This is a genomic window from Aporhodopirellula sallentina SM41 (assembly GCF_000346505.1).
In the GTDB taxonomy this organism is placed as follows: Bacteria; Planctomycetota; Planctomycetia; order Pirellulales; family Pirellulaceae; genus Rhodopirellula; species Rhodopirellula sallentina.
Map to the genome: position 1 here is coordinate 110,519 of NZ_ANOH01000095.1, position 23,141 is coordinate 133,659.

A 23,141-nucleotide genomic window follows, 5' to 3' on the forward strand; every position below is an offset into this window, starting at 1 on the left:
ACGCCAAACACAACCGTAGCCGGAGTCGCCAGACTTCCGACAGCGTCAAACAAGCCAATCAGGTCACCCTCGCGTGCGCCCACTGAACTCTTGGCGAGTCCAGCTACGCCGAGACAGACCGTCGTTCGACTTCCGTTGGCAGCCTCTTCGTCTTAGCGAGTTTGCTGCTGCCATGGAGGTGGCATTTCCGTCCAGCGTGGTTGCTGATTCGGTGCAGGTTGCTGCGAGCCATCGGGCACCGGGTACGCCGGATTGTATCCGGCTGGGGCCGATTGGTTCGGGTAAGGCTGCTGAGCGTTGTAGCCGTTCTGGTTGCCGTACTGATTCTGAGGCGGATAGCCGGCGTACCCAGCATCTTGGATCGGTGCGGCTTGCGGCGGCCAGGCTCCCTGGTTGTTGGGGTAACCCATTTGCTGCTGTTGCTGTTGCTCGCGAGCCAAACGTTCTTGCTCACGTTTTTCGAGCATATCACGACCTTTGTCGATCGCTTGGCGAGTGTCTTGGCGGATTTCGTTCTTGTTGATCTCGATCCGGGTTTTGTCACCGTCTCGTTCGATCGTAAACCAACCGGCCATGAAAGCACCGCCGACGGCTAGTCCGAGTAAAAGCAGAGTCCGCATGGCCCATCCTTGAGTACGCGATCATAGAAAAAAACGAAACGAGCCCCAACTTGGCCCGATCCGGCGAACTGATCATAGAAAAAATGCCCAACGGCGAAAGATCAATTCTTTCACTCTTATCGGCACAACCCGCCCCCAAGATAACGCACATTTTTACATCACCCGAATGAAGCCCCACGTAGCTCGGTTTTTCCAAAACCGAGACCAGGCGTCGGTTCGATTGGTGAATCAGTCTCGCCCCGTGAGCCGAAGTGCGTGAGCACTCGGGTTTTGGGCGGGTTCGGCCTCAACATCGCTCGACGTTCCCACCCGAGGCCTTACGGCCATTCGGCTCACCCACATGGCCCGAAACCCACTGGTGATCCGTGACGTTGGCCTGGGCTAGGCAATCGGTTAGCCCTTTGAGCCGTCGTTCGTTGAACGGTTGAGGGAAACACGCAGCTCGGTTTTTCCAAAACCGAGACCAGGCGTCGGTTCGATCGACGAATCGATGCCCATTTATTGCATCGCGAAATCGCCCCTCATTGGCGGACAAACGTGGGGCAATACCGAAACTCCTCCAACAGCCTACACCTGCAAATCGACTCGGCCTGGGGTGGTGGTTGCGACTCTTGCGAGGGCGGGTGGTTTGGGTGTGTTCTTTTCCGACGGCGTGTTTCTTGGCGTGGCTGTCACGTCGGACCAACCGCTCCGATGGCGGCCTCCGGCGAAGGCCTGGCCGTCAGTGAATTGTTGGCTGCCCTGACCGCTCGGTTGATCGCCCGTCTGTCCATCGGCTTCACGTTTCATCGCGTCGGCAGACGAATCGGTTTCGATATCGATTCGCTGCAACTTGATCCCCTGGTTCTCCAACGCCGCACGCAAATCGGGCAACTGTTCACGCAGCATCTGCGCGGCCGCGTCGGACTGCGTCACCATCGTGCCGCTGAGTTCGCCGTTTTGAACCTTCATCTGCAACTGCACCGAACCGAGATGCTCCGGAGCGAGCTTCATCCGGATCTGACCGCCGCTGCTTCCGAGATGTTGGAACCCGCGACTGACCCGCTGCACCAACTTCGCACGCTGCACCGCTGAACTGGTATCGTGCCCTGTGTTGCCCTTCGCCGCAGCAGCGGACGAACCTTCGCGACCGCTTCGCTGCGACGCATCATTCGCCCCGGAGGTCGGTGCCGATCCATCGGCGGACGCAGAACCATCTCCTGCACCGGAGCTCGCCCCTGTGACCGATTGGATCGACGAAGCCCCGCCCGCCGCACGTCCGGCGCTAGCCGCCCCGGCTCCAGACGTGACAGCACTCACGGCCGCTGCCGCGGCAGCCCCCGCAGGTGCGGCGCCACCGGATGCGGTGGGCGTCATGCCGGAAATATCAATGCCGCCGCTCCGCGATCCCGCTCCCGTCCGAGATGTCTGCGACGATGCATCACGCTTTGCGGGGTCACCTGCCACCATTGACGGTTCCTCGGCCCCGGTTTCCTGCTGCGAGTCTTGGTTGGTCGGTTGTTCGGACCGTTTCGTATACCGACGCCGCTCGACTTTCGATTCGCCCGGTTCGCCGTGATCAACCGCCGACTCGGTATCACCATCGGGTTCCGCGTCTGCGGATTCAGTCTCCCGCGTCGACTTCGCGGCGACTTGCTCCAACTCATCGGAGGCGACCGCTTCACTCTCGATCTCGATATCTTCAGCGGTGTTGGCGTCCGACCTTCGTCGAGACTGATCGTCGGTCGATGCGGCGGCCCACTCCGAGTCGACAACGGCTTCGGCTTCGTCGCTTTGCGTTTCCGCTACGACCACGGGAGCTTCCGATTCGCTCTCTTCCCCGTCCTGCGAGAGATCGACTTGCTGGCTCGCTTCGGTCTCGCCTTCGGCATCTCCGAGGGCTTCGTCGATGGTTTCCGATTCCACGAGAGCGACCGCTTCGGATTCTTCGGCCTCGGGGTTTTCCGCGCCGTCGACCAGCAACGCATCGTTCGCCGCGACGATGCTTTGCGCCTCATCAGTTCGCTGTGCATCGTCGTCGGAGTGATCTTCCGACTCGTTTTGCGTCTCGACGGTTGACTCGTCCGTTTCCTGCGAATCGACCGTTTGAGTCGGCTCGGGAACCGGCGTTTCGGCGGCCGCGATGGATGCAAAGATCTCGGCGAACGGGTCACCCAATCCCGCCGCGGATTTATCCTCGCCCAAGTTCGCCGCGGAAAAGCGGCGGCGCAGGCTATTGATTGCCGAGTCGTTTCTTGTCGGCGCTAGTGTGCCCGACGTGCGCGAGGCCGATTGGCTCACGCTCGATGTTTGATTCGATGTCATCAGCGGCCCCCCAGCCGTGATCAGAGTCCCTCATCGGGCCCTTGATCGAATGAGTGGCAAGGCGCTGGCCGCCGGTATCGACGCCACCAACGGGCGACTTGCGCCTTGCCGCTCACTCTAAATTTCGTCAAACCGATTAAATCAGCTGCCCCTCGTCGGGCTCCCTATCGGATGTCCTGGTTGGGATGCCGGCGGGCGAGGGCGAATTCGAGTCTCGCCGCTGCGGGTTATCTCCCCTGGGCTTCGTCGATCACCGTCGTCGTGGGCATTCCGTCACCGATGCGGCGTAGGATCTCGTGAAGTTTGTCCTGTTCTTCAACTGATACGAACTCCGCTAAGATATCTTTTCGTTTATCGATTGGCATAGCTTGAATGATATTAACGACATCATCAATTCTTTTATCGTCAAACATTCTCAGCAGTAGCTCTTTTGACTGTTCCGCTTCGAGCGCCTGAAGCGTTCGTTGCACCTCGCGGAGCCCTTCTTCCTGGGCACCTTGGCGGATTTCCTCAAGTCGGCGGTCGAACGATTCACGTCGTTCGTCGAATCGTTCGCGTTCGGATCGCAGACTCGCCAACATCACCGACAATTCGTCTTTGAATTCGCGTTGGCTTCGCAGCCGCATGTCGATATCGAGGCTTTGACGCTGCCGTGCTTCGAGAATTTCGTCAAAGTCGGGCTGCTCGCGGTCTTCGCCTTCGCGCATGATTTGGCGCAGCCGGTTCCCCGAAATATCGATTCCGTTGACCAACGCGAGCACCTTGGTCGCCGAGGTAGCGTCGAGCGTCCCCTGCACAACAAAATAGCCAAGCAGGATCAATTGGGTCAGACAGGTCGCGACGCATACCATTGCGATCGTTCGCATCAAGAATCTCATCTCTCACCGTCCTCCTTCTTTTTAAACGCGTTTCGTGGCGTCGTTTTGCTAGCGTTGGTTCTTTTTAAGTGCTCGACGTTGGGCGATCACCATCCGCGCGGTGGTCAGATCATCGGCTTCGGCCTGTTCGACTTGCAACTGCAATTGTCGATGCTCGGCCATTTGAGTTTCACGCAAACGTTCGAGCTGTTTCACCTCCGCTTCCGCTTCGACGAGCAGACCGCGACGGCGATTTAATTCCACCTCGAGCTTCGCACGTGTGTCACGAAGGGCAGCCTGCTCGGCCGAGAGCTGCATGTCGTATCTCCCTTCTTGAATCACGCGATCGACGGCCACGTGAGTCGCACCGTTGGCACCTGAGTTTGCCAGACGCGCCGCAGCATCGTTGCGTACCCCATCACGCTGCGTCTGCAACGATTCAATTTGTTCATCCACACGCTCAATCGCCTCGGTCGCCTTACCAACCTCCGCACCGACCTCGTCACGCCGACGTTGACGCAGGGCAAGCAAAGAATCAAAACGAAATCGGAAAGGTGCCATCGACGATTATCCTCCGGCGGCTTGCTTCGCGGCAGCCTGCTGTGCGGCGGCTTGTTGGGCTGCTTGTTGGGCCGCGGCCTGCTGCGCGGCGGGATTGTTGGCGACGTTCGCGGGCTGGCCGCCCGGAACCGCCTGTCCGGTTTGCGCCGCGGCCAGTTTCATCACCATCTGATGAGACATCTCCATCGGCGTTTGATCGTCGCTGTGTTGACGCAGCAGAATATTGATCGGATCTCGCATCGCGATCGCCGCGTCGATCCTCGGATCACTGCCCTGGCGATAGGCTCCGATCGAGATCAAATCCTCACTGTTGTCATACTGGACCATATGCTCGCGGATCTTCAGCACCGCGGCGCCGATCTCCGGTGTAACGAGATGGTTCTGCAGACGGCTGACGCTCTCGGGTATGTCGATCGGCGGGAAGTGTCCCCGGTGTGCGAGTTTTCGGTTCAACACAATGTGACCGTCGAGCAAACCACGGACGGTGTCGGCGATCGGTTCGTTGTTGTCGTCGCCTTCGACCAACACGGTATAGAACGCCGTGATTGATCCCTTTTCGGTTCGACCTGCACGTTCGACGAGTTGCGGCAGGAGGTTGAACACGCTCGGCGGATACCCGCGTGTTGTCGGTGGTTCACCGGCGGCGAGACCGAGTTCGCGTTGGGCCATCGCGAACCGCGTGACGCTGTCGACCAACAGCAAAACGTTGTGCCCTTCGTCGCGGAACTGTTCGGCGATACTGGTCGCGGTGTAGGCAGCCGACAATCGCTGGGCAGCCGGTTTGTCACTCGTTGCGACGACGACGACACTTTTTTTCAAGCCTTCTTCACCGAGCGTTCGCTGGATGAACTCGCCGACTTCGCGGCCCCGCTCGCCAACCATCGCGATCACAACACGGTCCGCGTTCGTGCCGCGGGTGATCATCCCCAGCAGGGTACTCTTACCGACCCCGGAACCTGCAAAAATACCGAGTCGTTGTCCGACGCCGCAGGTCAACATCGCGTCGATGGCACGCACGCCCGTTTGCAGCGGCTGATCGATCGGTGGACGGGCGAGCGAATCGGGAGCCGAGTGCGATACATCGACTCGCATGAGATCTTCGCTCAGCGGTCGACCGTCGATCGGCCGTCCGAACGCGTCGACAATCCGGCCACACAACGATTGGCCTACCCGGAGCGTCAACGCATGGGAGAGCAACCGCACACGATCGCCCGCCGCCAAGCGAGTGATCGGTTCCATCGGTGCGAGAATCGGCCGGGTATCGTCGAACCCGATCACCCGTGCGAGAGTCGCCGGTGCATCGGGTGGTAACAGTTCGCAGATCGCACCGAGCGGCGCGGTCATGCCTTGCACGGTCACGGCATCACCGGTCAACGACGCGACACGCCCGCGGACTTGGAACAAAACCGTCTTCCGCAGCGACGATGCCGTGGCCGCGGGATCGGGCAAACGGGGCGGATCGAGAGTGGGAACGCCGCTCATAGGAGTTCCTCACGCAAGCGATCGAGTTGAGCGTCAATGCCAGCGGAAATCTCGCCGCCGTCTTGCCGGACGACGACATCGCCGACCTTCAGCGATTCGTCCGGAATCACTACCGACTGCTCGGGCAAATCGGGATGAGCGAGCAACTCGTCGAGTGCCTTGCCTAGCTGCGCGAGCGTGTCCGGGTGCACCGCGAGCGTCAGACGCGATGCCGAACGGGTGCTGTGCAACGCCTCGCGAGCCCAACGCACGAGCAGGTGTTCGGCGGGCTCTGCGTCCTCTCGGCCGGAGGCGATATCTCGTCCGGACGTATTCGCCGGCGACGGATCAACAACCGCGTAACCGTCTTCGGCGTTCGGCAGAACCAATTGCGATCGCGTCAAACGTTCGGCAGCCGCGATCGCGGTCGTGGTTAGAACCTCCGCGTACTGCCGCATCCACGCGTCGTACTGCTGCTTCATCTGCTCAACGGCTTGATGCAGCGACTTAACCTGATTGCGTGCTTTCGATTCGGCTTCACGGTTGACGCGTTGGTCGATCTCCTTGATCGCCGCCTGAGTTCCCTCGCTGTGTCCTTGCGTCCGGGCCTGCTGCCGCAACTGTTCGGCCTGCTTGGTCGCTTCGGCCAACATCGCATCGACTTGTTGTTGGCACCGTTTGATCTGCTCCTGTCCCTCGGCGGCCAAATCCGACAGATTGAACTCGGCGAGCCCGGTTTTCCCTTTCGCGTGCTCACCAACTGTTGCACCGGAGATCCTCCCTGACGTTCCTGGGGGACGTACCGGAGCGAGCGGTGTCTCGTCAACTTTCGCTCCGCCGTCATCCTTCGCGACCGAAACCGTTTTGATCACCCGGCCGGTTCGGCCGGCGGGAACCGACACCGCTCCCGAACCATTGCCCGCGCCGTTCGGGTCGGCAGGATTCGGCGGATCAGCGGGGTTGGCCGAGGCTGCCGTTTTCGCGGTAGCGTCCCCTGGTTTGACAATCGTAGCCATGAAGGAAATCTAAAAAGGGAACAGGAACAATAAACGCTCTGACGCAAACTCACCACGCCCGCTCGCCCGTGACGGCTACATCGCGACCGCAACGCGTTGCGACGGGGCGGCGTTTGGAGTTGAGGACGGTGTGCTGATTTGGCCGCCGATGCGAAGTGCGCCGGCAACGGCCTCCTTCGCCCGGTCGATGTCACGAATTTCGAGCGACCCGACCGACAGCAGCCGCTGACGAACCTGGTTTGCCTGAGCCCTCGGCAAGCACGCGATCGCTGCGTCGGCGGTTTTGTTGGGCAACCCGCACAACGCCAGGATCGCCGTTCGTGTGTCGACCCGGCCGAGTGCCTCGCACAATTTCCGAGCGGGCAGTTTGACGAGTTCTCGGTGGACATCGTCGGTCGACATTCCGAGCGAGGCGGACTCCGCTCGCGAGGCCGCGTTTGGTTGGCGATCGTTGTCCGATGCCACGGGTTCTTCGCGAGTGATTCGCCGAAGCCGTTCGGCTGCGGTCTTTTCGTTCTCGATGCTCGCGGCATCGTGTCCCGACACGGCCGAGCGAACCGGCTGGTGCGACGAGGGGGAGTTCGTTTGCGGTTGAGCGGCATTCGCGGAGGCCGGCATTTCCGCGAGGATCGCTTGCAATCGCGGCGATACGGCGGCGGCTGAGGCGGGAACATGAGCGGCCGCGGTAGCAGGATCGGCCGGCTGGCCACCCCCGTACGCGTCAATCAGGCTTTGCAAAGGATTGGCGGTCTTCGATTCGAGAATCCGATCTACCCGGCTGCGGAAACTGTCGGCGAGTTCGGACAACATCTCTTCGGGCAACGTGTGCAATCGACCGATCCGAGTCAATAAATCTTGACGTTGGGCACCACCGAGTCGTGGCAACAGGGCGGCGGCCCGCGCCGGTTCGATCTGCGCCAGCACGACGGCTTTCGTTTGCGGGTGTTCGTCTTTGAGCAGGTTCAGCAAATCATCATCACCGACTTGGCTGAGAAACGCGAGCGAGTCAGGCGACGATGACTCGGGGGCTTGGCTCGGCGACGGCGAGTGGGCACTGGACGGATTGGCCGGCGATGACATTCCTGCGGCGTGCGGCCGGTTCACGGGAGCCGAATGAGCAGCGTGTGAAAACGTGACTTCGTCGGTTGTGTTGAGGTTGCCTTGGTCGGTTTGGCGGGCTGCACCGCGACGCATCGATCCGGTGAACGATTCCAAAGCCCGGCGTCGCTCCATTGGGTCGACATCGACGAGGCTCGCGAGTTCCTGGCGAACCCGCTGACGTGCATCCGGAGACAAATCAGCGAGCAAACGTTTGGCCACCGCCTGCGGCAAATCCTGCAACACGATCGCGATCCGCCGCAGCGACGCGGCACGTCGAGCTTCGTTTTCGGCGGTGGATGCGGTGGAGTTCACTGGTATCGAGTTTTACAGGGGAAGCAAACCAATCGAGTCCAATCGGCCGAGCGATTGGCGAACGCAAGCGGTTTCGGGTGACGAACCGATCCGACGCCCGCGGCAACTTTTTTCGATTCTTTTTTGACTTCTACTAAAGTTCGCGGTCCGGCGCGAAGGCTGAAATGCGTTCACCTCATTCTTGCCGAGTTGCCCGCCATATTCTTGCCGCGTTACCCGCCATTGCCGCCGATCTTTTGTCTCGCGATGTGCCCCCCGTCACCACCGAATCGCCGTTGCGACCACGTCGACCACGTTGCTACATAAGAAGATGTATTTGACCCAAAAGATCGTTTGACAGGAGTTACGATCCATGACCACCGTGATTCACTCCGCCGACAGCGACACGCCCGCACCGCTTTCACTCGCCCAAATCGTTGAAATGACGGGCGGAAAACTGATGCCGCTCGCCATCGCACCATCCCAAGCCGACGAATCTCGCGAGACGTTGAGGTTGGCCGGAGCTGCGCCTCCACAGGAGGCACAAAAGGGCGAAATCACCATGGTCGACCAGGCTCAAAACGCCGCCGCGATCCGGGGCTGCGACGCCGACGTGTTGATCACCCCCGCCGCCCTCACTGCCGAAACGCTCAGCGGAACCGGCAACAACCCAAACAGCGGCACCGACCAAGACGCTCCTGCATGGCAGATCATTGTCGATGACGTGCACGCGGCGTTCACGCAAATCATCCTGCACTTCCGCCCTCCCTTCGGTGATGAAGTTCCGGGAACCGGCGTTCATTCGACCGCAAACGTTCACCCCTCGTCGCAAATCAGTGCATCGGCATCGATCGGAGCCGGCGTCACGATCGGGCCGGATTGCAAGATTCACGCCGGCGTCAGCATCGCAGCCGGATGCACAGTCGGAGCCAGTTGCGTTCTGTATCCGAACGTCACGTTGTATTCGTACAGCAGGCTCGGCGACCGCGTCGTGATCCACGCCGGATCGGTTCTCGGTGCCCACGGGTTCGGCTACCGAAACGTCGACGGCAAGCACATCCCGACCGGTCAACTCGGTTACGTCCAAATCGACAACGACGTCGAACTCGGCGCTTCGGTCACGATCGACCGTGGAACTTACGGGGCGACTCGAATCGGCGAAGGTACCAAGATCGACAACCAAGTCATGATCGGTCACAACTGCCGCATCGGTAAACACAATCTGCTGTGCAGCCAAGTGGGCATCGCCGGCAGTTGCTCGACCGGCGACTACGTCGTGCTCGCCGGACAAGTCGGACTGCGTGACCACATTCATCTCGACGACCACGTTATCGTCGGCGCGCAAGCCGGCGTGATGGATAACCTGACCAAGGGCGTTTATTTGGGTTCACCGGCGACGCCACAAAAGGATCAACTACGAATGTTGGCGGTCCAGCGAAAACTGCCGGAACTGCGTCGCGACATTAAAGACGTCCAAACCCAAGTCACTGCGTTGACACGGCAAGACGACACACCCGCGACCCAACCGCCCATGAACGATTCATCGTCCAAAGCCGCCTAAGGCCCTGGTCTTCCGTAGGCCCTAGTCTTCCGTAGGCCCTGATCTCGTTAAAGCACGATATCGATGTCAAACGTTTTGCAATCGCACGCGGCGTGTTCCCTCAACGCGGCAGGCCCTCCTGTCGCTAAAGACGTTGTCAGTAACGACATCGACGTCAGGCTCTCGCCCGGCGAACCGGTCGGCCTGGTGGCGGGATGGGGACGTTTTCCGATCTCGGTAGCCAACCGAATCCGCGAGGCCGGCAACCCGGTCGTTTGCGTCGCGATCAGCGGACACGCGGGACCGGAAATCGAAGACGCCTGTGACGAAGTGCTTTGGTCCGGAGTGGGACGTTTCGGTCGACATCTGCGTTTCTTCAAAAAGCAAAACGTCACCAAAGTCACCATGGCGGGCAAGCTGTTCAAGTCGGACCTGCTCTACGGCGGATCGTTGTGGCTGCGACACATGCCCGACCTGACGTGCCTGCGAACGTTCGGCCCGCTGTTGCTCGGGAGAGGACGCGACGCACGAGACGATCGTTTGCTGACCGCCGTCATCGACACATACCATCGCCACCGCATCGACATCTGTTCGGCCACACGACTCGCCCCGGAGCTACTGGTGAAAGAAGGACTACTGACACGCAAATCGCTCTCCACGTCGGCGAAGCGTGACGCCGAATTCGGTTGGTCGATCGCCAAGACCATGGGCGGACTGGACATCGGTCAGGCCGTCGCGATTAAAGACGCCACGGTGATCGCGGTCGAAGCGATCGAAGGAACCGACGCGTGCATCCGACGCAGCGGCGAGTTGTGTCGTCGCGGCGGTTGGACGTTGGTCAAGGTCAGCAAACCGAACCAAGACATGCGTTTCGACGTGCCCACCATCGGTGCTCAAACGGTCCAAAACGTGGCCGATGCCGGCGGGGTCGCGATCGCCATCGAAGCCGACCGAACCATCTTGCTCGACCAAGAAGAAACGGTCGCGTTGGCTGATCGCTTGGGTGTTTCCATCATCGCGTTCCGAGGCGTCGAATCCGCCGTCGCCGCTGCTTGAGCTGGACTCGGTAGCGAGTCGCACGCGAGGCTTACGGCAGGAACACGGAAGGCGGTGTTGCCTGCGCCGGAACTTCGCTGCGCTTGGTCCGGCCTACACAAGCTGGTCCGACCTACACAAGTGGTCCGGCCGACACGAGAAACATGCCGTTTCCCGATGGTTCATTGCCAACGATGCCATATCGCGTAAATTTCTTAGCCCCGGACGCCTTCTGACACTCACCTCGATGGGAACGCCGCCATTTCCACCTCCGCTGAACCGTTTGTTTGCACGTCGCCGCCGGCGAAACTGAATCTGTTCTTGGAAATTCTCGGCCGGCGTGAAGACGGATTCCATGAACTCGACACCGTCATGGTCGCAATCGACTGGCGGGACGATTTGAAACTGCGTCTTCGACCGACGCCGGGAATCGAACTCGACGTGCGATGGTTGCCCGACCGCAAAGCCGTCGCTGATCAACTCGCCGTATCCACCGACGACGCGTTGCTGGACGTGCCGACAGACCGCAGCAACCTTGTCTATCGCGCACTCGAATTGGTCAACGAGGCAACCGGATATCGCGGCGGATGGCAAGTCGAACTCGGTAAACGCATCCCGAGTGGCGCCGGGATGGGCGGCGCCAGCAGCGATGCGGCGGCGACATTGCGGCTCGCCAAAGCCGCTTTGCATCGGTCCGATCCTGCCATGACCGAATCCTTAACGGACGAGAAAATGGCGTCGATGGCAGCAACGTTGGGCAGCGACGTGCCTTTTTTCCTGGGAAAGATGAGCATTCACCAACCCAGCACTCTCGACGTGCCCGCCCCGACATCGGATTCGGTTTCCGAACCCGGTACGCTCGCCCGAGCCCTCGGTCGCGGCGAAAAGTTAACATTTTACGACTTGCCCGATCCACACCGTTTTGTCGTGATTTATCCCCCCACCGCGCTCTCAACCGCTGCGGTTTATTCTCGAGCGAAGGTCTCCGACGCACCGAAAAGCGGACTCGAAACGATTAAAACATTTATTCGTCGCAGCCCCATCGGCGGCGCGGAGATTCTCTATAATGCGTTGGCGGCCCCGGCTAGCGGGCTATCACCTCACGTCAATGAGGCGCTAGAATGCTTGCGGAAGTCGACAACACAGTACATTGCACCGAGACGGCAGGCTGCACCGAACGGTGATTGCGGCCGGGCTGATTTATATTGCCAGATGACGGGCAGCGGTTCGGCGTGTTTTGCTTGGTTGACTCCCGGTTTCGCGTCCGCCGAATCGACATCCGGTTCCGCAGCGGAAGTGACGGGCGAGGCGGACGTCGTGAAGTCGAATGAGTTGGCCGCGTTTGTTCGCGAGTCGTTGGCAGGAGGCGCGTTAGTGAATGTCGTCGCGACCTGTTCAGCTGCACCGGAGATCCATATCGCATAGGGGATGGTGGTGGAAATTACCGAGATTCGCATCAAATTGATGGAAGGTTCGGAAGACCGTTTGAGAGCGTTCTGCTCGATCACGATTGACCAGAGTTTTGTCGTTCGAGACCTGAAGATCATTGACGGCAGTCACGGTCCCTTCGTTGCCATGCCGTCTCGAAAACTCACCGGACATTGCAACCGGTGCGGCAGCAAAAATCATTTGCGTGCGTCGTTCTGCAACCAATGCGGTGCGAAACTGTTTAGCAGTTCGATCGATTCTCCGCAAAAGCTCTACGCGGATGTCGCCCACCCGATCAACAGCGAATGCCGCGAGATGATCCAAAACGCGGTCATCGAAGAATTCAACGCTGAACTGCAACGTTCCGCTCAACCGAACTACCGCAGCCGATACGACGACGACTTCGACGCCGGCGACTACGACGAAGCGGACTATGTCGAGTCGGACGGGGCCGGACGATCCACCGCAGCAACCTCAACGCCATCCGCCAAATCGACACCCCAGCCCGCAAAGAAGAACTCCTCCAACGGGCTCGCCTCCACAGCCTCGCAGTCCGAACCGGAACCGCCGATCAACGACGCGTTCGGAGCCGGCTTGTTCGACGACGCTCCTAACAGCCTGCCATCAACGACCGACTCGCCGGCAGCTGACTCGCCAACAACCGATTCATCCGCGAGCGAAACACCGTCGGCCGAGCAACCCGCCGACAACTCATCGAGTTCAGAAGACGTTGCCGAATCGACCACCGCCCGCATCGATCCACAACAAGAACTGCCGGCGCCGCACACTCCCGCCGAACCCATCGCATCCGATGAACCGGCGGAGCAAACCCAATCAGGTAGTGAACCTGCCACCGGCGAGCCGAAGATGATGCGGGCCGAAAACGGTGCCCGCAACACGATCCCGCGCCCACATTTCCATGATCGTCCCGGCGGTGGCAAACGCGAATCCGTCACCAACCTGCCGCCTTCATCGAGCAGCGGTGCGACTGACTCGGCGGGTGATACGACCGATACCGATGACAACGTGAACCCGGGTTTCGGTGCCGGCATCCTCGATGACTGATCGTTCCGGTTCGCAACAGTTCTCTTCGGCGTTGTCGAATCCCGCACCGACAACATCAACGCAGTCGCACGCCCCGTCTGCAACGCCGACGCAGCCCACCGACGCCGACGGCTCGCGGCAATCGAAACATCACCCGGTTCAAATCGGCATCGCCCCCATGTTAATCTTGGTCGTCGTCGCGGCGGTCATTTCCGCGGGCCTGGTTTACGCCGCGAAAATCCCCGAGATCCAAGAAGAGCTTTCGGTCCTGTTCGGCACTCCCGTCACCGCCGACCGTTCGCGTCGCGGCCCGCAAATTCTGTTCATCCTTTTCACCGTGACATCGCCGCTGCTGCTCGCCGGGATGCTTTCGCTTGGCACGTTGATCTGGGGAAAACTGACCAACCGCTAAGCACGAAGAAAACTTGAGCACCAAAAAACGCAAGTCGAAGTCCAACTCCAAACGTCCCCCCAAACACAATCCAAAACGCTCTTCGCAACGCGCAAGCATCAGCCGCGAAGCAGTCGCCGTGGCATTGACGACGGAACGAGACGGCGAGATCCCGATGCCGCCGGACGAACTCGAACAGCTCTGCGTCGCGATCACCGAGCGGAACGACAACGTGCTTCGCATGCGATCCGAGGCACTGCAGTCAGCCGAACGTTTGGCATCGAACGAACTGCGAACTTGGTTGCGAGAGAAACGCGACGCTCGGGCGGTCGATTGGTACCCGACCGCGATCGAAGCCCCCGACGACCTCGCCCGCCCTTCGCGAACGATCGACTACGCCGCCGGTGAGTTCTACCTGCAGGATTCCGGATCGCTGCTCGCCCTCGCGGCCGCCCAAGCCGACACGTTTCAACTGCGAGGCAAACTGATTTGCGACCTGTGCGCGGCACCGGGCGGCAAAGCCAGCGGACTGCTCGAGGCGATCGACGAACCCTATCACGTCGACCAATCGCAACCACGCGGTTTTTTGCTCGCCAACGAACCGATCCTAACTCGCATCGCGCCCTTGTCGTACAACCTCGCGCGGACCGGATCGGATCAATACGCGATCTCGAACGAAGATCCCGAATCGCTCGCGGAGAAACTACCCGGACTGTTCGACCTCGTGCTCGTCGACGCCCCCTGCAGTGGGCAGGCGTTGGTCGCCAAAGGCAAACAATCACCGACCGCGTTACAATTCACCCACATCGAACTCAACAGAGCTCGGCAAAACCGCATCCTCGCGGCGGCCGAAAAACTGCTTCGTCCCGGTGGCACGCTGATCTACAGCACCTGTACGTTTGCGGTGAAGGAAAACGAAGCCCAAGTGCAGTTCATGATCGACCATCTCGGACTGACGCCCGCTCCGGTGCAGCGACTGGCAAAATACCAGACCGATCTTTTGAATCCGCCTAACGAAGACGTTCTCCGGTGCAGCTACCGGTTGTGGCCGCACCGAACGGCATGTGCGGGCAGTTTCGCAGCGAGCCTGGCCAAACCTCTCGGCGACGAACCGCCCGACTACGATCGCGATCGCAAAGAAGCATCGTGGCGACGCAGCACCACGTCGCGATCACGCGACCAATCGATGGTCCCCCGCGAAGCGATCGATCAACTGCCGTTTCTAGTGCGTCCCGATGACCCGCGTCATCACCTACAACTGCGTGATTGGATCATCGACGCCACCGCCCCCGATGCTCCCGATTGGGTCCAGGAAGAATCTTTCCGTGGCCCAGAGATCGCTCACCGCGCCGGTTCTACCTGGAAACCTTCCCACGCCTCCGCCATCCGGCACACAGCCGCGATAGAAGGATTGCCGTCCATCGAAGTCGACGACGAAACGGCGCTAAAATACCTCACCGGCGAAACCATCCCGATCGATAACCCAAACTCGCCCTCCGCAGACGGCGCTTCAGACGGCGCTTCAGACGACGCCCCCAACCAAACCGGTTGGCAGATCGTGCGTCACCGCGGCCGCCCCCTCGGCTGGATCAAAAGCAACGGTCGCATCGGCAAAAATCACCTCGCCCGACACGCGAGAATGCAGTAGCCGCACGCGTGTGCCGTGCTGTTCTCTACACGCGTTTTCCGCAATCGATGGCGCCAGACTTCGCTGCCCTGAATTCCGACATATTCAGCAACATGAAACGTGCAGGCCAAGTTTCCAGATACTCTCGTCTTCCGGGTCGCCCGTAGTGGATCTTGTGAAAGATCCTGCTGCATGAGGAGCTTTCACAAGATGCACTACATGAGAAAAACGAGTGCTCACCTCGCCCTGTTCGGATGTCAACGTCCGAGACAGAACCTGCTAAACTGCTCGGATCGTTTCTGAATCGACGATTCCCTCGATCTATTCATCATGAGCACGCAAAACCTGGAATCGGTTTCTGAACTGGTCGCTCGTCTCGGCCCGCCACCCGACGATATTGCCGGTGTATGGCACGACGAAGCTCGAACGCGAGTCGCAACGTACGACGCGAACGAGTTCGATGCGAACGATCCGCTGTGGGAGGAAATGCTCGTCGATGATTCAGGCGGTCTGGTAATTCCGAAACAGTATCAAACCGGCGCCTCGCAAAACAGCGAATCGCCAGAGCTCAACCATCACACGTTCGAACCAGAGAACAACCACGAGATTCCAGACGTGGATCTCGAAACCGAGTCCCAATCGTCCGAGACCCTCATCCGTGACGGCAATACCGATCATGAACCTTCGTCGACAACAACACCCTCCTCTCGGAAGGGCCTCAGCAAACCGGTAGCCGTTGTCGCCGGTGTGGTTGCTTTGGTCGGCGTCGGTGTTGGGATCTTCGCATGGAATTCTTCCCCGGATTCATCGACGTCCACCGCGATGAAAACAGACGGCGGAGCAGTCGCTTCCGGTGAGCCGAGCGAGCTTTCCAAGTTCGGTGCGAGCGATTCGATTCCGGCAACAGCCGCCTCCGAGCTTTCGTCGGACTCTCTCGCGACGGTCATGGACTCGCCGAGCATGCCCAGCACGGAACCGTTCACCGAAGACGCCAACGTCGACTCCTCGTTGCTCGGCGTTTCTTTGGATTCGTTCCTGCCCTCATCTTTCGCGAGCACGGCGGGCTCTGAGTCCATCGAATCGGCAACCGGAGAATCCACTTCCGACGAAGCCTCCTCGTCACTGCCGGCGGCCGAAGGAGTACCATCCACTGCACCGAATATCGATACGATCGCAACGGCGACGCCCGAGGACATGCCTTCGATTGACATCGCTTCTGACGACGACTCTCTCGACGACGAAGCCATGCTGGAAGCCGCCGAGGAACAGGAAACGATCACCATCGCACGGACGGAATCGCAGACACTCGCCGCCGAACTACCTGGACTTCCATCGAAATCACAAACCGAGCCTCCGCCATGGACGTCGCTGGTATCGAACGAAGTCGTGCCGGCCAAGGACGCCTATCAAACCCTCACGCTCGAATTCCCAACCGACGGCCCGTTGAAACTGCGTTCGCCAGACAATCGGGGCCAGTGGAATGTCGTCGCCGAAACCGAAGAAGCCCCGATCGCTGAAATCCGATCACGTTTGGATGACGATCAGGAGTCGAACGGATTGGCGTTTCGCTGGCTTCCCGCATCATCCACGTTTCGTCGTTCCGCCGACCTCGCGCACGCACGACTGCGGGGTGAACAGGGCGATTTGGTCTACCTACGTCCACAACTCGACGCCGACGCGATCTTGCTCGGACTGAAGAAACGTGACGAGAAACTCAAATGGAACCTCGCCGGCCCGGTCGACGGCGCCGCGACTCGGTTCAACGTAACGTTGCATGTCCCCGACGACGTCGCGGTGGAATGGATCGAACCAATCAACGAGACGTCTCCCCGAAAGACACGCGGCATCGCATTGCTGACACTCAAGGAATCACCCGAGGCCGCCGCGTTGGCCGTGCGGATGGATGTTCGCACGACGTCGTCGTTGTCGATGCGAATCCGCTACGGCGGACGTTTGGATCCGAGCATGCCCTGGCAATGGACTGATGCGAAGACGATTCGATCCACGTTGGATGCGGTGACTCGGCAACTGCAACTCGCCGACGAACAACTGCTGATGCTCGACGCTGCGATCTCGCGAGCTGACAAGATGCGAGCCCGCCGTCAAGAAGCCGCCCTCGAAATGCAGCGAGATCAAATCGAAGATGCGGTGAAAGGCGGAACGACAATGGCCAAACGGCTCGCCGAACTCGACCAACTCGTCGCGTTACTCGACGCGGATGGAAAGATCACGTCGGAACTCAATGTTCATTGGCCCGACGGATCGATACAAACGCTGCTGAATCTTCGTTAGAGCGTTCTTAAAAGTGTTGTCCCTGATGTCGCCAGAATTCGTAAACTCGGATTCTGGCGAAGTCAGCTGCGGGGATCGGGCACGTCAAATTTCAGGAAGCTCTAGGACTTCGCCTTGGCCTGCCCGGGCCAGAACCGTTTCCAACGGCTTTCGTTGGCCGGCCCCGCATCGGATTCTTCCGGTGCGTCCTGCGCCTGCCCGCCATGGTCGCCGCCGATCCGCGTCGCCATGTCCCGGAACGCTTGGGTGAGGGCCGCCTTGGGTGCCTGCGTGATCAGTGGCACGCCGTTGTTGCGAACCTCGACCATCGTGCGATAGTCGTTTGGAAGCAGTGCAAAGATATCACGCCCGAGTGTTTCCTTCGCCTTCTTCAAACTGATCTGCCCGGCGTCGAGGCCGGCGCGGTTGACGATAATGTCGACCTTGTCTTGCAAGCCTTCAGTTTCGTCAAAGCTCATCATCAAACGAACGACGTTCCGCAGGCAAGGCAGGTCGAGCTGCGTGATCAGCATGACTCGTGACGCGGCTTCGATGGCGACCATGTCGAGATCGTTATAGGTCTTCGACAAGTCAACAATCAGGTGTGTGAACGACGCCTTGAGCAGGCCGATGACCTTCCGCAGGCTCTCCGCATCGATGCCGGCGACGTCGTGCAGTTCGACCGGACGCGGGAGGAGGTACAGACCCGATGCGTGTTTGGTAAGCGAACGCTTGAGCAACTGGATATCGAGACGGCTGATGTTCTGCACGACATCGGCGAGCGTATAATCCGGAATCGCGTCGAGGAACACATCCGCATCACCGAGCGCAATATCCAGGTCAACAAGGGCAACACTGTTACGAGGCTCCTCCGCAAGAACACATCCCAAATTGACCGCGGTGCTGGTCGATCCGACTCCCCCGGTCGCTCCCGCCACGGCAATCACTTCACACGCACGACTTCCCGTACTGCCACCGCCGAATTTGGCCATGCTGATCCGGTCGAGTGCTTCGGAAAGCTCTTGATCGTTGAGCGGCAGAGTCAAGAATTCGCGTGCCCCCGCACGAATCGCCTTGAGAATCTGCTGCCCATCGCTGCTTTCGCTTGCCGCGAGCAATGCCGTTTGCGGACACTCATTGGTGATCCGCGTAATCAGGTTAATCGCCGACGTCGGGTTACTATCGAGCGAAACCACACCGACATCCGGAGTGGTTTGTTCGACGATGTCAGGGAAGAACTCGTACCGCGAACAGTCGGCCTCGAGCCAAATCGAATCCATGCCCAACAGCATCGCTTTGAGCTGCTCGCGAGAAGAGTCGTTGGGATCGACCAGGGCCAATCGAAGAACATTACTCATCGTAGATCATCATGAACAAGGGTTGGGGACTGGATCTCGGCGCGGGAGCCGATTCCTTCGAGTGGCCACCAAAAGCGAACCGACTCGAAGGCGTGGGCACTCCGCCGCAGCGAAGCGCCCTGCATTTTGCGACGCGTGTTTTTTCGCGTCGCGTTATCTCACGACTCAAAAACTAGGGTTGATTGGGTGTGAAGACCTGCACGCCTTGTCCGACCGTTTTCGGTTGGGTCGTCGGCGTGACTGCTCCGGCGGGCAACAAAGCCCCGCTTTCGAACTTCGAACGGTTTGCCGGTTGGTTGTACGACGCCGGGACGCTGCCGCGGGGAGCGGTGGCGACTCGTGCGGCGGCCTGGGCAGCCGGCGGTTCGATCAGGTTCCCACCTTCGAAACCGCTCTTGGGTGCCGTAACCTGCTGCGGCATTTGCCGGGCAGCGAGTGCCTGGCGTGCCGCCGCGGTCGGTGCGGCTTGCTGGTTGTTCGTTGCCGCACCGGCACCGTTCTTCGAGGCACCGTTCTTCGAGTAACCACCCTGCATGATCACCTCACCGCCCTGGATGCCACCAGGGTAGCCTCCTTGGTAGGCAGCCTCGGCCGGTACACAGGCGGCACCTTCTTGTTGGCAATTGTCGCTCTTCAGGTTTGGCACTTCGATGTGACCGTTCCAGTAGAACTCGCAATCGTCAGGCAAGTCTGAGTTGAGCCCCGGTCCACCTGGTGGTACTTCGTGCGGCGCCATCGCGTCGACGAGTTCCGGCGTTACCATGATCAGCAGTTCGATTTCGTTATGTTGGTCCTGAGTGTTCCGAAACAATGCCCCCAGAATCGGAATGTGGCCCAGGTAAGGTGTGCGTTTGACGATGCTCTCGACTCGCGACTGCAACAAACCGGCGATCGCGAAGGTCTCGCCCGCTTGCATTTCGACGGCGGTTTCGACGTAACGTGTGGTGAACGCGGCCACGTTGGTGCTGCCAACCGCGACGGCGCGGGTCGGGTCAGGCTCGCTGACTTCGGGTCGAACCTCGAGACGAATCCGGCCGGGTCCGATCACGAATGGTAGGAAGTCGATACTCGTACCGTAATCTTCGTACTCGACCTGCAACTGACCGTTGTTACCGGGAACGACGTTAGGAACCCGACCACCAACGATGAATCGTGCGGGACGGCCGTGTGTGGCAACCACAGTTGGCTCGGCTAGCAATTTGACCAGTTTCTGTTCGTCGAGTGCTTCCACGAACGCCTCGAAGTCACCGTTGATGTTCAAACGCAGGTTCGTCGCACTGCCGAACGGCACAAAGCCGAGGATCCCCGAGTCACCTTCGACCAAACCCGATGGCACGTCGAGCAACTCACCCGGACCGTTGAGCAACGTGAAGTTGCCTGGAGCGAGCGACCAGTCGATACCGAGCTGACGCAGCTTCGTGCGGCTGACTTCCATGATCCGCGTGTGCAACAACACCTGCTGCACACCGACCACTTCGATGTTGTTGATCACGACCTTGTAGAACTGTTCGATGATCGAGATGGCTCGTTCGACATCGTCCACACTGGTGACAAATCCCGAAACGATCGCACTCTCGTTGATCGGCGTGACCTTGAGCGAAGCCAGCGGCAACTGTGAATTCAAGATGCCTTCGACCTCACGAGCGTCCGCGACAATCGTCACGTCGATCGTGTACAGTTTGTCTTCGGTATCCCAAAGGTTGACTTGAGTCGTTCCAGGATTCTTTGCGAAAATCTGAATCTGATTTTCACTAACCGGTGTCGCCCCGAGCACCTCTTCGTTGTGCACTTGGAATCGCGGAATGCGATCGCCCAACGACAGAATGCGACTGGACTTGACGATCATTTCCATTCGCTCAACCGTGTTGGCGATCTTATGATCCCCTTGAACGGAAGCGAGAGACTGGGCGGACGCTGGCCGTAGTGCAGGTACGGCGACAACCCCGTAAACAATCATCGCGACAAACGCGATCACAGAACGGGTGGATAATATCGAGTAGCACGCTCGCATCGTTGGCATCCTTGCCGGTCGGGTCGAGTAATTAGGCCCCTCTATGACAGTGAACACCGCCACAGAGGTACTGTTTAAGTCATCGGCAACGAAGTGGCTGCTGATGATGCGACTTGTTTGGAAAACGCGAATTGTGAGCAATTATCTCACGGTAGCGATGATCCAGGTTCCTTAGTTTTGCAAAAGCACACTGTCCCCTTAATTCCGAGGACGGTCGTCCTGCTCACGGGGTGGTTGATAAAACGGGCTTTCCGATCCGTTGAGGTAACTGTAGTCACCCGGTGCGGTCGGACGATCGGCACCAGGCCGAAGGGTTTTTGTTTCCGCTTCCTCTTCCGGTTCTTTGACCCCATCGGGACCAGACTCATTCAGGATCACGGGGACTTGTTTGCCTTCCTCGATCCAGTATTCCGTCAGTACGCCGCCGGACATCTTCAACATCTTGAAGCCCTTCTTCTTTTCCTTCACCGGGGCCGGTGCAGGCGTCGAAACGGGTGTCTTTGGAGCAGGTCGTTTACTTTCTTTTTCGCGTGCAGCTTGGGCGGCTTGATAATCCGACAACCATGTCAGGAATTCTTGTCCGGCACCGCTGCCACCATCGCCCGCATCGGAGTCGACAATGTCACTCGGATTGCCGAGCGTCAAACGAATCTTTCCGAGTTCGCTAGCGTAGGTCCACGCGGGAGTGTCTTTCTTATGGATCAGCAGTGAAATCGAGCGAGCCGGTTTGGCTTCCTTCTCGTCTTCACCGGTCTCACGTTCAGTACGTCCATCGACGGCGAATACACGGACTCCGGTCAACACGGTCTTTGCCATGGTTTCAGGAATCAGTTCGCTCTTGGTGAAGTAAGCAACCACGTCGACGCGGTCGCCAGGACGAACGAGCGTTGCAACGCTGCTCTCCGGATCGGCTCGCATCGACACGACGCTGAATCCGCGTGGGATCGTTTGCGATGAACCGTTGGAATCGTCCATCAACTTCACTGGCATGACGGGCTCGCCTTCGTAGAAACGTTGGCGTGCGTACTTGCCTTCGAGGTCTTCGAGTTTGCCGCTGGCACCTTTCGGTACACGGTCAGCAGGCCATTGCTCGAGACGAATTTTGTCAGGTGTGATTTGTTCGGCGATGTCAATCGTCTTTGCTGTGACGAAGATCTCCACCGTGCCGACAGTCGACTCGCCAGTCGATTGAGCTTGCATCCATTGGCTCAGCCCGATCGCGGCGATCGTGCCGCAAACACATGCTATCAGCAAAGGAACTGTTTTATTTCTCATGACGGGCTATCTAGAGTTGGTCGAGATGGTCGGGTACGGTCCTATCGCGTAGGTTGCCGATCGACCGGGTGACTCTCCCCTACAATCGGAGAATCTTTGCGTTCGACTCAAACCTACGCCGGGCATCTGAAACAGACGCCCTATCTTTACTATTTTGACTTTAAGCCATCATGCCAGATGCGGCGAAATACATGATCGTTCCGATTGCCATCGGAATTCCGTATGGCAACAGGTACATGGTCGGTTTCCGCTCACGAGCGATCGCGGAGAGCTCCTCGGGATTCCGAACGGTTTTCCACTCGTTGAGAATCGTCAGAGCCTGGGCGTAGTGCTTCACCCAATCGCCGCTCTTCCAAATCATGAACGCGGCCATGATTCCGCCGACGATGGCTGTCGCGGCGAACGCCTTGAGCGTCACCATGAGACCGCACCAGGCACCGATGCCCGCGAGCAGTTTCACGTCGCCGGCTCCCATGCCGCCCACGTTTCGCAGTGGCAGCAACATCATCATGCCGGCGAACGTTGCCAACAGACTCCAACCGAGCCCTGGCATGCCGCCTTGAATGGTGCAGTGAATCCATCCGCAGATGATGAACGGAAACGTCAGCCAGTTTGGAACCTTCAGGATCATCCCGTCGATCACGGCGGCAACGATCAGGACAACAGTCACGAACCAAATGGTCCAGTTTTCCGTGACGGCTTGCAGTAAAGTGGACATTTCAAAATTCCCCGTGTGAGACCGCCGGCGCGGGCTCGGCGTTGAAAAGCGTGTGTGTGAATTGTGTTATCGAGGGCCGATCACGAAGCTAATCATCGCGAAGATCAGCGTGAATCCGCAGCAAGCCAGTTGCCAGGCATATGCGGCGGTGTCGGCGGGTAGCAGCGGGTAGTTCATGAGATCGCTCAGTATCCGAATGGGTTGTACTCAAGACGCAGGCGACCGAGGAAAG

General features: G+C 59.3%; 18 protein-coding genes. 7 read left to right on the top strand and 11 right to left on the bottom strand.

The window, feature by feature from the left end; translation table 11 throughout:
* Nucleotides 1-152: 152 nt before the first annotated feature.
* From RSSM_RS05590 to RSSM_RS05620, 7 genes are all read right to left on the bottom strand, one after another.
* Nucleotides 153-620, bottom strand: a complete 468-nt coding sequence (locus RSSM_RS05590) for a hypothetical protein (protein WP_144059589.1) — start codon at nt 618-620, stop codon at nt 153-155.
* 567 nt (nt 621-1,187) lie between these two features.
* Nucleotides 1,188-2,924, bottom strand: a complete 1,737-nt coding sequence (locus RSSM_RS05595; protein WP_008675471.1) for a flagellar hook-length control protein FliK — start codon at nt 2,922-2,924, stop codon at nt 1,188-1,190.
* Between the two features lie 227 nt (nt 2,925-3,151).
* Nucleotides 3,152-3,802, bottom strand: coding sequence for a hypothetical protein (locus tag RSSM_RS05600; protein ID WP_008675472.1), 651 nt, complete (start codon nt 3,800-3,802; stop codon nt 3,152-3,154).
* A 48-nt stretch (nt 3,803-3,850) separates the two neighbouring features.
* A complete protein-coding gene (gene fliJ, locus RSSM_RS05605; protein WP_008675473.1) occupies nt 3,851-4,342 on the bottom strand; it encodes a flagellar export protein FliJ in 492 nt (163 codons plus the stop codon).
* A gap of 6 nt (nt 4,343-4,348) precedes the next feature.
* Complete coding sequence (locus RSSM_RS05610; protein WP_008675474.1) at nt 4,349-5,824, bottom strand: FliI/YscN family ATPase; 1,476 nt, start codon at nt 5,822-5,824, stop codon at nt 4,349-4,351.
* Nucleotides 5,821-6,819 carry a FliH/SctL family protein gene (locus RSSM_RS05615; protein WP_008675475.1) on the bottom strand — a complete coding sequence of 333 codons (999 nt, stop codon included), beginning with the start codon at nt 6,817-6,819 and terminating at the stop codon, nt 5,821-5,823. Before RSSM_RS05615 ends, RSSM_RS05610 begins: the two co-directional genes overlap by 4 nt.
* Before the next feature lie 75 nt (nt 6,820-6,894).
* Nucleotides 6,895-8,232 (bottom strand): FliG C-terminal domain-containing protein, encoded by a 1,338-nt coding sequence (locus RSSM_RS05620; protein WP_008675479.1) that lies wholly within the window; start codon nt 8,230-8,232, stop codon nt 6,895-6,897.
* 352 nt (nt 8,233-8,584) lie between these two features.
* On the opposite strand from RSSM_RS05620, the gene lpxD reads away from it, so the two are divergent.
* The 7 genes from lpxD (at nt 8,585) to RSSM_RS05655 (ending at nt 17,568) form a co-directional block, all read left to right on the top strand.
* Nucleotides 8,585-9,772, top strand: coding sequence for a UDP-3-O-(3-hydroxymyristoyl)glucosamine N-acyltransferase (lpxD, locus tag RSSM_RS05625; protein WP_008675481.1), 1,188 nt, complete (start codon nt 8,585-8,587; stop codon nt 9,770-9,772).
* A gap of 63 nt (nt 9,773-9,835) precedes the next feature.
* The gene (locus tag RSSM_RS05630) at nt 9,836-10,807 is read left to right on the top strand and encodes an LpxI family protein (RefSeq protein ID WP_008675482.1); all 972 of its coding nucleotides are present in this window, start codon (nt 9,836-9,838) and stop codon (nt 10,805-10,807) included.
* Between the two features lie 300 nt (nt 10,808-11,107).
* The gene (locus RSSM_RS05635) at nt 11,108-12,211 is read left to right on the top strand and encodes a 4-(cytidine 5'-diphospho)-2-C-methyl-D-erythritol kinase (RefSeq protein WP_008675483.1); all 1,104 of its coding nucleotides are present in this window, start codon (nt 11,108-11,110) and stop codon (nt 12,209-12,211) included.
* Nucleotides 12,212-12,214: 3 nt separating this feature from the next.
* Entirely contained in the window at nt 12,215-13,279 is a 1,065-nt protein-coding gene (locus tag RSSM_RS31455; protein ID WP_008675484.1) for a septation protein SpoVG family protein, read from the top strand.
* Complete coding sequence (locus RSSM_RS32295) at nt 13,272-13,670, top strand: hypothetical protein (protein ID WP_008675485.1); 399 nt, start codon at nt 13,272-13,274, stop codon at nt 13,668-13,670. Before RSSM_RS31455 ends, RSSM_RS32295 begins: the two co-directional genes overlap by 8 nt.
* 13 nt (nt 13,671-13,683) lie before the next feature.
* A complete protein-coding gene (locus RSSM_RS05650) occupies nt 13,684-15,297 on the top strand; it encodes a methyltransferase RsmF C-terminal domain-like protein (protein ID WP_008675486.1) in 1,614 nt (537 codons plus the stop codon).
* A gap of 309 nt (nt 15,298-15,606) precedes the next feature.
* Entirely contained in the window at nt 15,607-17,568 is a 1,962-nt protein-coding gene (locus RSSM_RS05655) for a hypothetical protein (protein ID WP_008675488.1), read from the top strand.
* Nucleotides 17,569-17,669: 101 nt separating this feature from the next.
* Here RSSM_RS05655 and RSSM_RS05660 read toward each other — a convergent pair whose 3' ends face one another.
* From RSSM_RS05660 to RSSM_RS05680, 4 genes are all read right to left on the bottom strand, one after another.
* Nucleotides 17,670-18,905, bottom strand: a complete 1,236-nt coding sequence (locus tag RSSM_RS05660; protein ID WP_008675490.1) for an AAA family ATPase — start codon at nt 18,903-18,905, stop codon at nt 17,670-17,672.
* 172 nt (nt 18,906-19,077) lie between these two features.
* The gene (locus RSSM_RS05670; RefSeq protein ID WP_236620965.1) at nt 19,078-20,751 is read right to left on the bottom strand and encodes a type II and III secretion system protein family protein; all 1,674 of its coding nucleotides are present in this window, start codon (nt 20,749-20,751) and stop codon (nt 19,078-19,080) included.
* A gap of 363 nt (nt 20,752-21,114) precedes the next feature.
* The gene (gene cpaB / locus RSSM_RS05675; RefSeq protein WP_008675495.1) at nt 21,115-22,191 is read right to left on the bottom strand and encodes a Flp pilus assembly protein CpaB; all 1,077 of its coding nucleotides are present in this window, start codon (nt 22,189-22,191) and stop codon (nt 21,115-21,117) included.
* Nucleotides 22,192-22,351: 160 nt separating this feature from the next.
* Entirely contained in the window at nt 22,352-22,909 is a 558-nt protein-coding gene (locus RSSM_RS05680; RefSeq protein ID WP_008675496.1) for an A24 family peptidase, read from the bottom strand.
* Nucleotides 22,910-23,141: the final 232 nt, after the last annotated feature.

Coding starts and splice junctions, on each gene's coding strand:
- cpaB (WP_008675495.1), bottom strand. CDS start 22,191: ATGAGAAATAAAACAGTTCCTTTGCTGATAGCATGTGTTTGCGGCACG.
- RSSM_RS05615 (WP_008675475.1), bottom strand. CDS start 6,819: ATGGCTACGATTGTCAAACCAGGGGACGCTACCGCGAAAACGGCAGCC.
- RSSM_RS05610 (WP_008675474.1), bottom strand. CDS start 5,824: ATGAGCGGCGTTCCCACTCTCGATCCGCCCCGTTTGCCCGATCCCGCG.
- RSSM_RS05660 (WP_008675490.1), bottom strand. CDS start 18,905: ATGAGTAATGTTCTTCGATTGGCCCTGGTCGATCCCAACGACTCTTCT.
- RSSM_RS05670 (WP_236620965.1), bottom strand. CDS start 20,751: ATGATCGTCAAGTCCAGTCGCATTCTGTCGTTGGGCGATCGCATTCCG.
- RSSM_RS32295 (WP_008675485.1), top strand. CDS start 13,272: ATGACTGATCGTTCCGGTTCGCAACAGTTCTCTTCGGCGTTGTCGAAT.
- RSSM_RS05590 (WP_144059589.1), bottom strand. CDS start 620: ATGCGGACTCTGCTTTTACTCGGACTAGCCGTCGGCGGTGCTTTCATG.
- RSSM_RS05680 (WP_008675496.1), bottom strand. CDS start 22,909: ATGTCCACTTTACTGCAAGCCGTCACGGAAAACTGGACCATTTGGTTC.
- RSSM_RS05630 (WP_008675482.1), top strand. CDS start 9,836: ATGTCAAACGTTTTGCAATCGCACGCGGCGTGTTCCCTCAACGCGGCA.
- lpxD (WP_008675481.1), top strand. CDS start 8,585: ATGACCACCGTGATTCACTCCGCCGACAGCGACACGCCCGCACCGCTT.
- RSSM_RS05655 (WP_008675488.1), top strand. CDS start 15,607: ATGAGCACGCAAAACCTGGAATCGGTTTCTGAACTGGTCGCTCGTCTC.
- fliJ (WP_008675473.1), bottom strand. CDS start 4,342: ATGGCACCTTTCCGATTTCGTTTTGATTCTTTGCTTGCCCTGCGTCAA.
- RSSM_RS05595 (WP_008675471.1), bottom strand. CDS start 2,924: ATGACATCGAATCAAACATCGAGCGTGAGCCAATCGGCCTCGCGCACG.
- RSSM_RS31455 (WP_008675484.1), top strand. CDS start 12,215: ATGGTGGTGGAAATTACCGAGATTCGCATCAAATTGATGGAAGGTTCG.
- RSSM_RS05600 (WP_008675472.1), bottom strand. CDS start 3,802: ATGAGATTCTTGATGCGAACGATCGCAATGGTATGCGTCGCGACCTGT.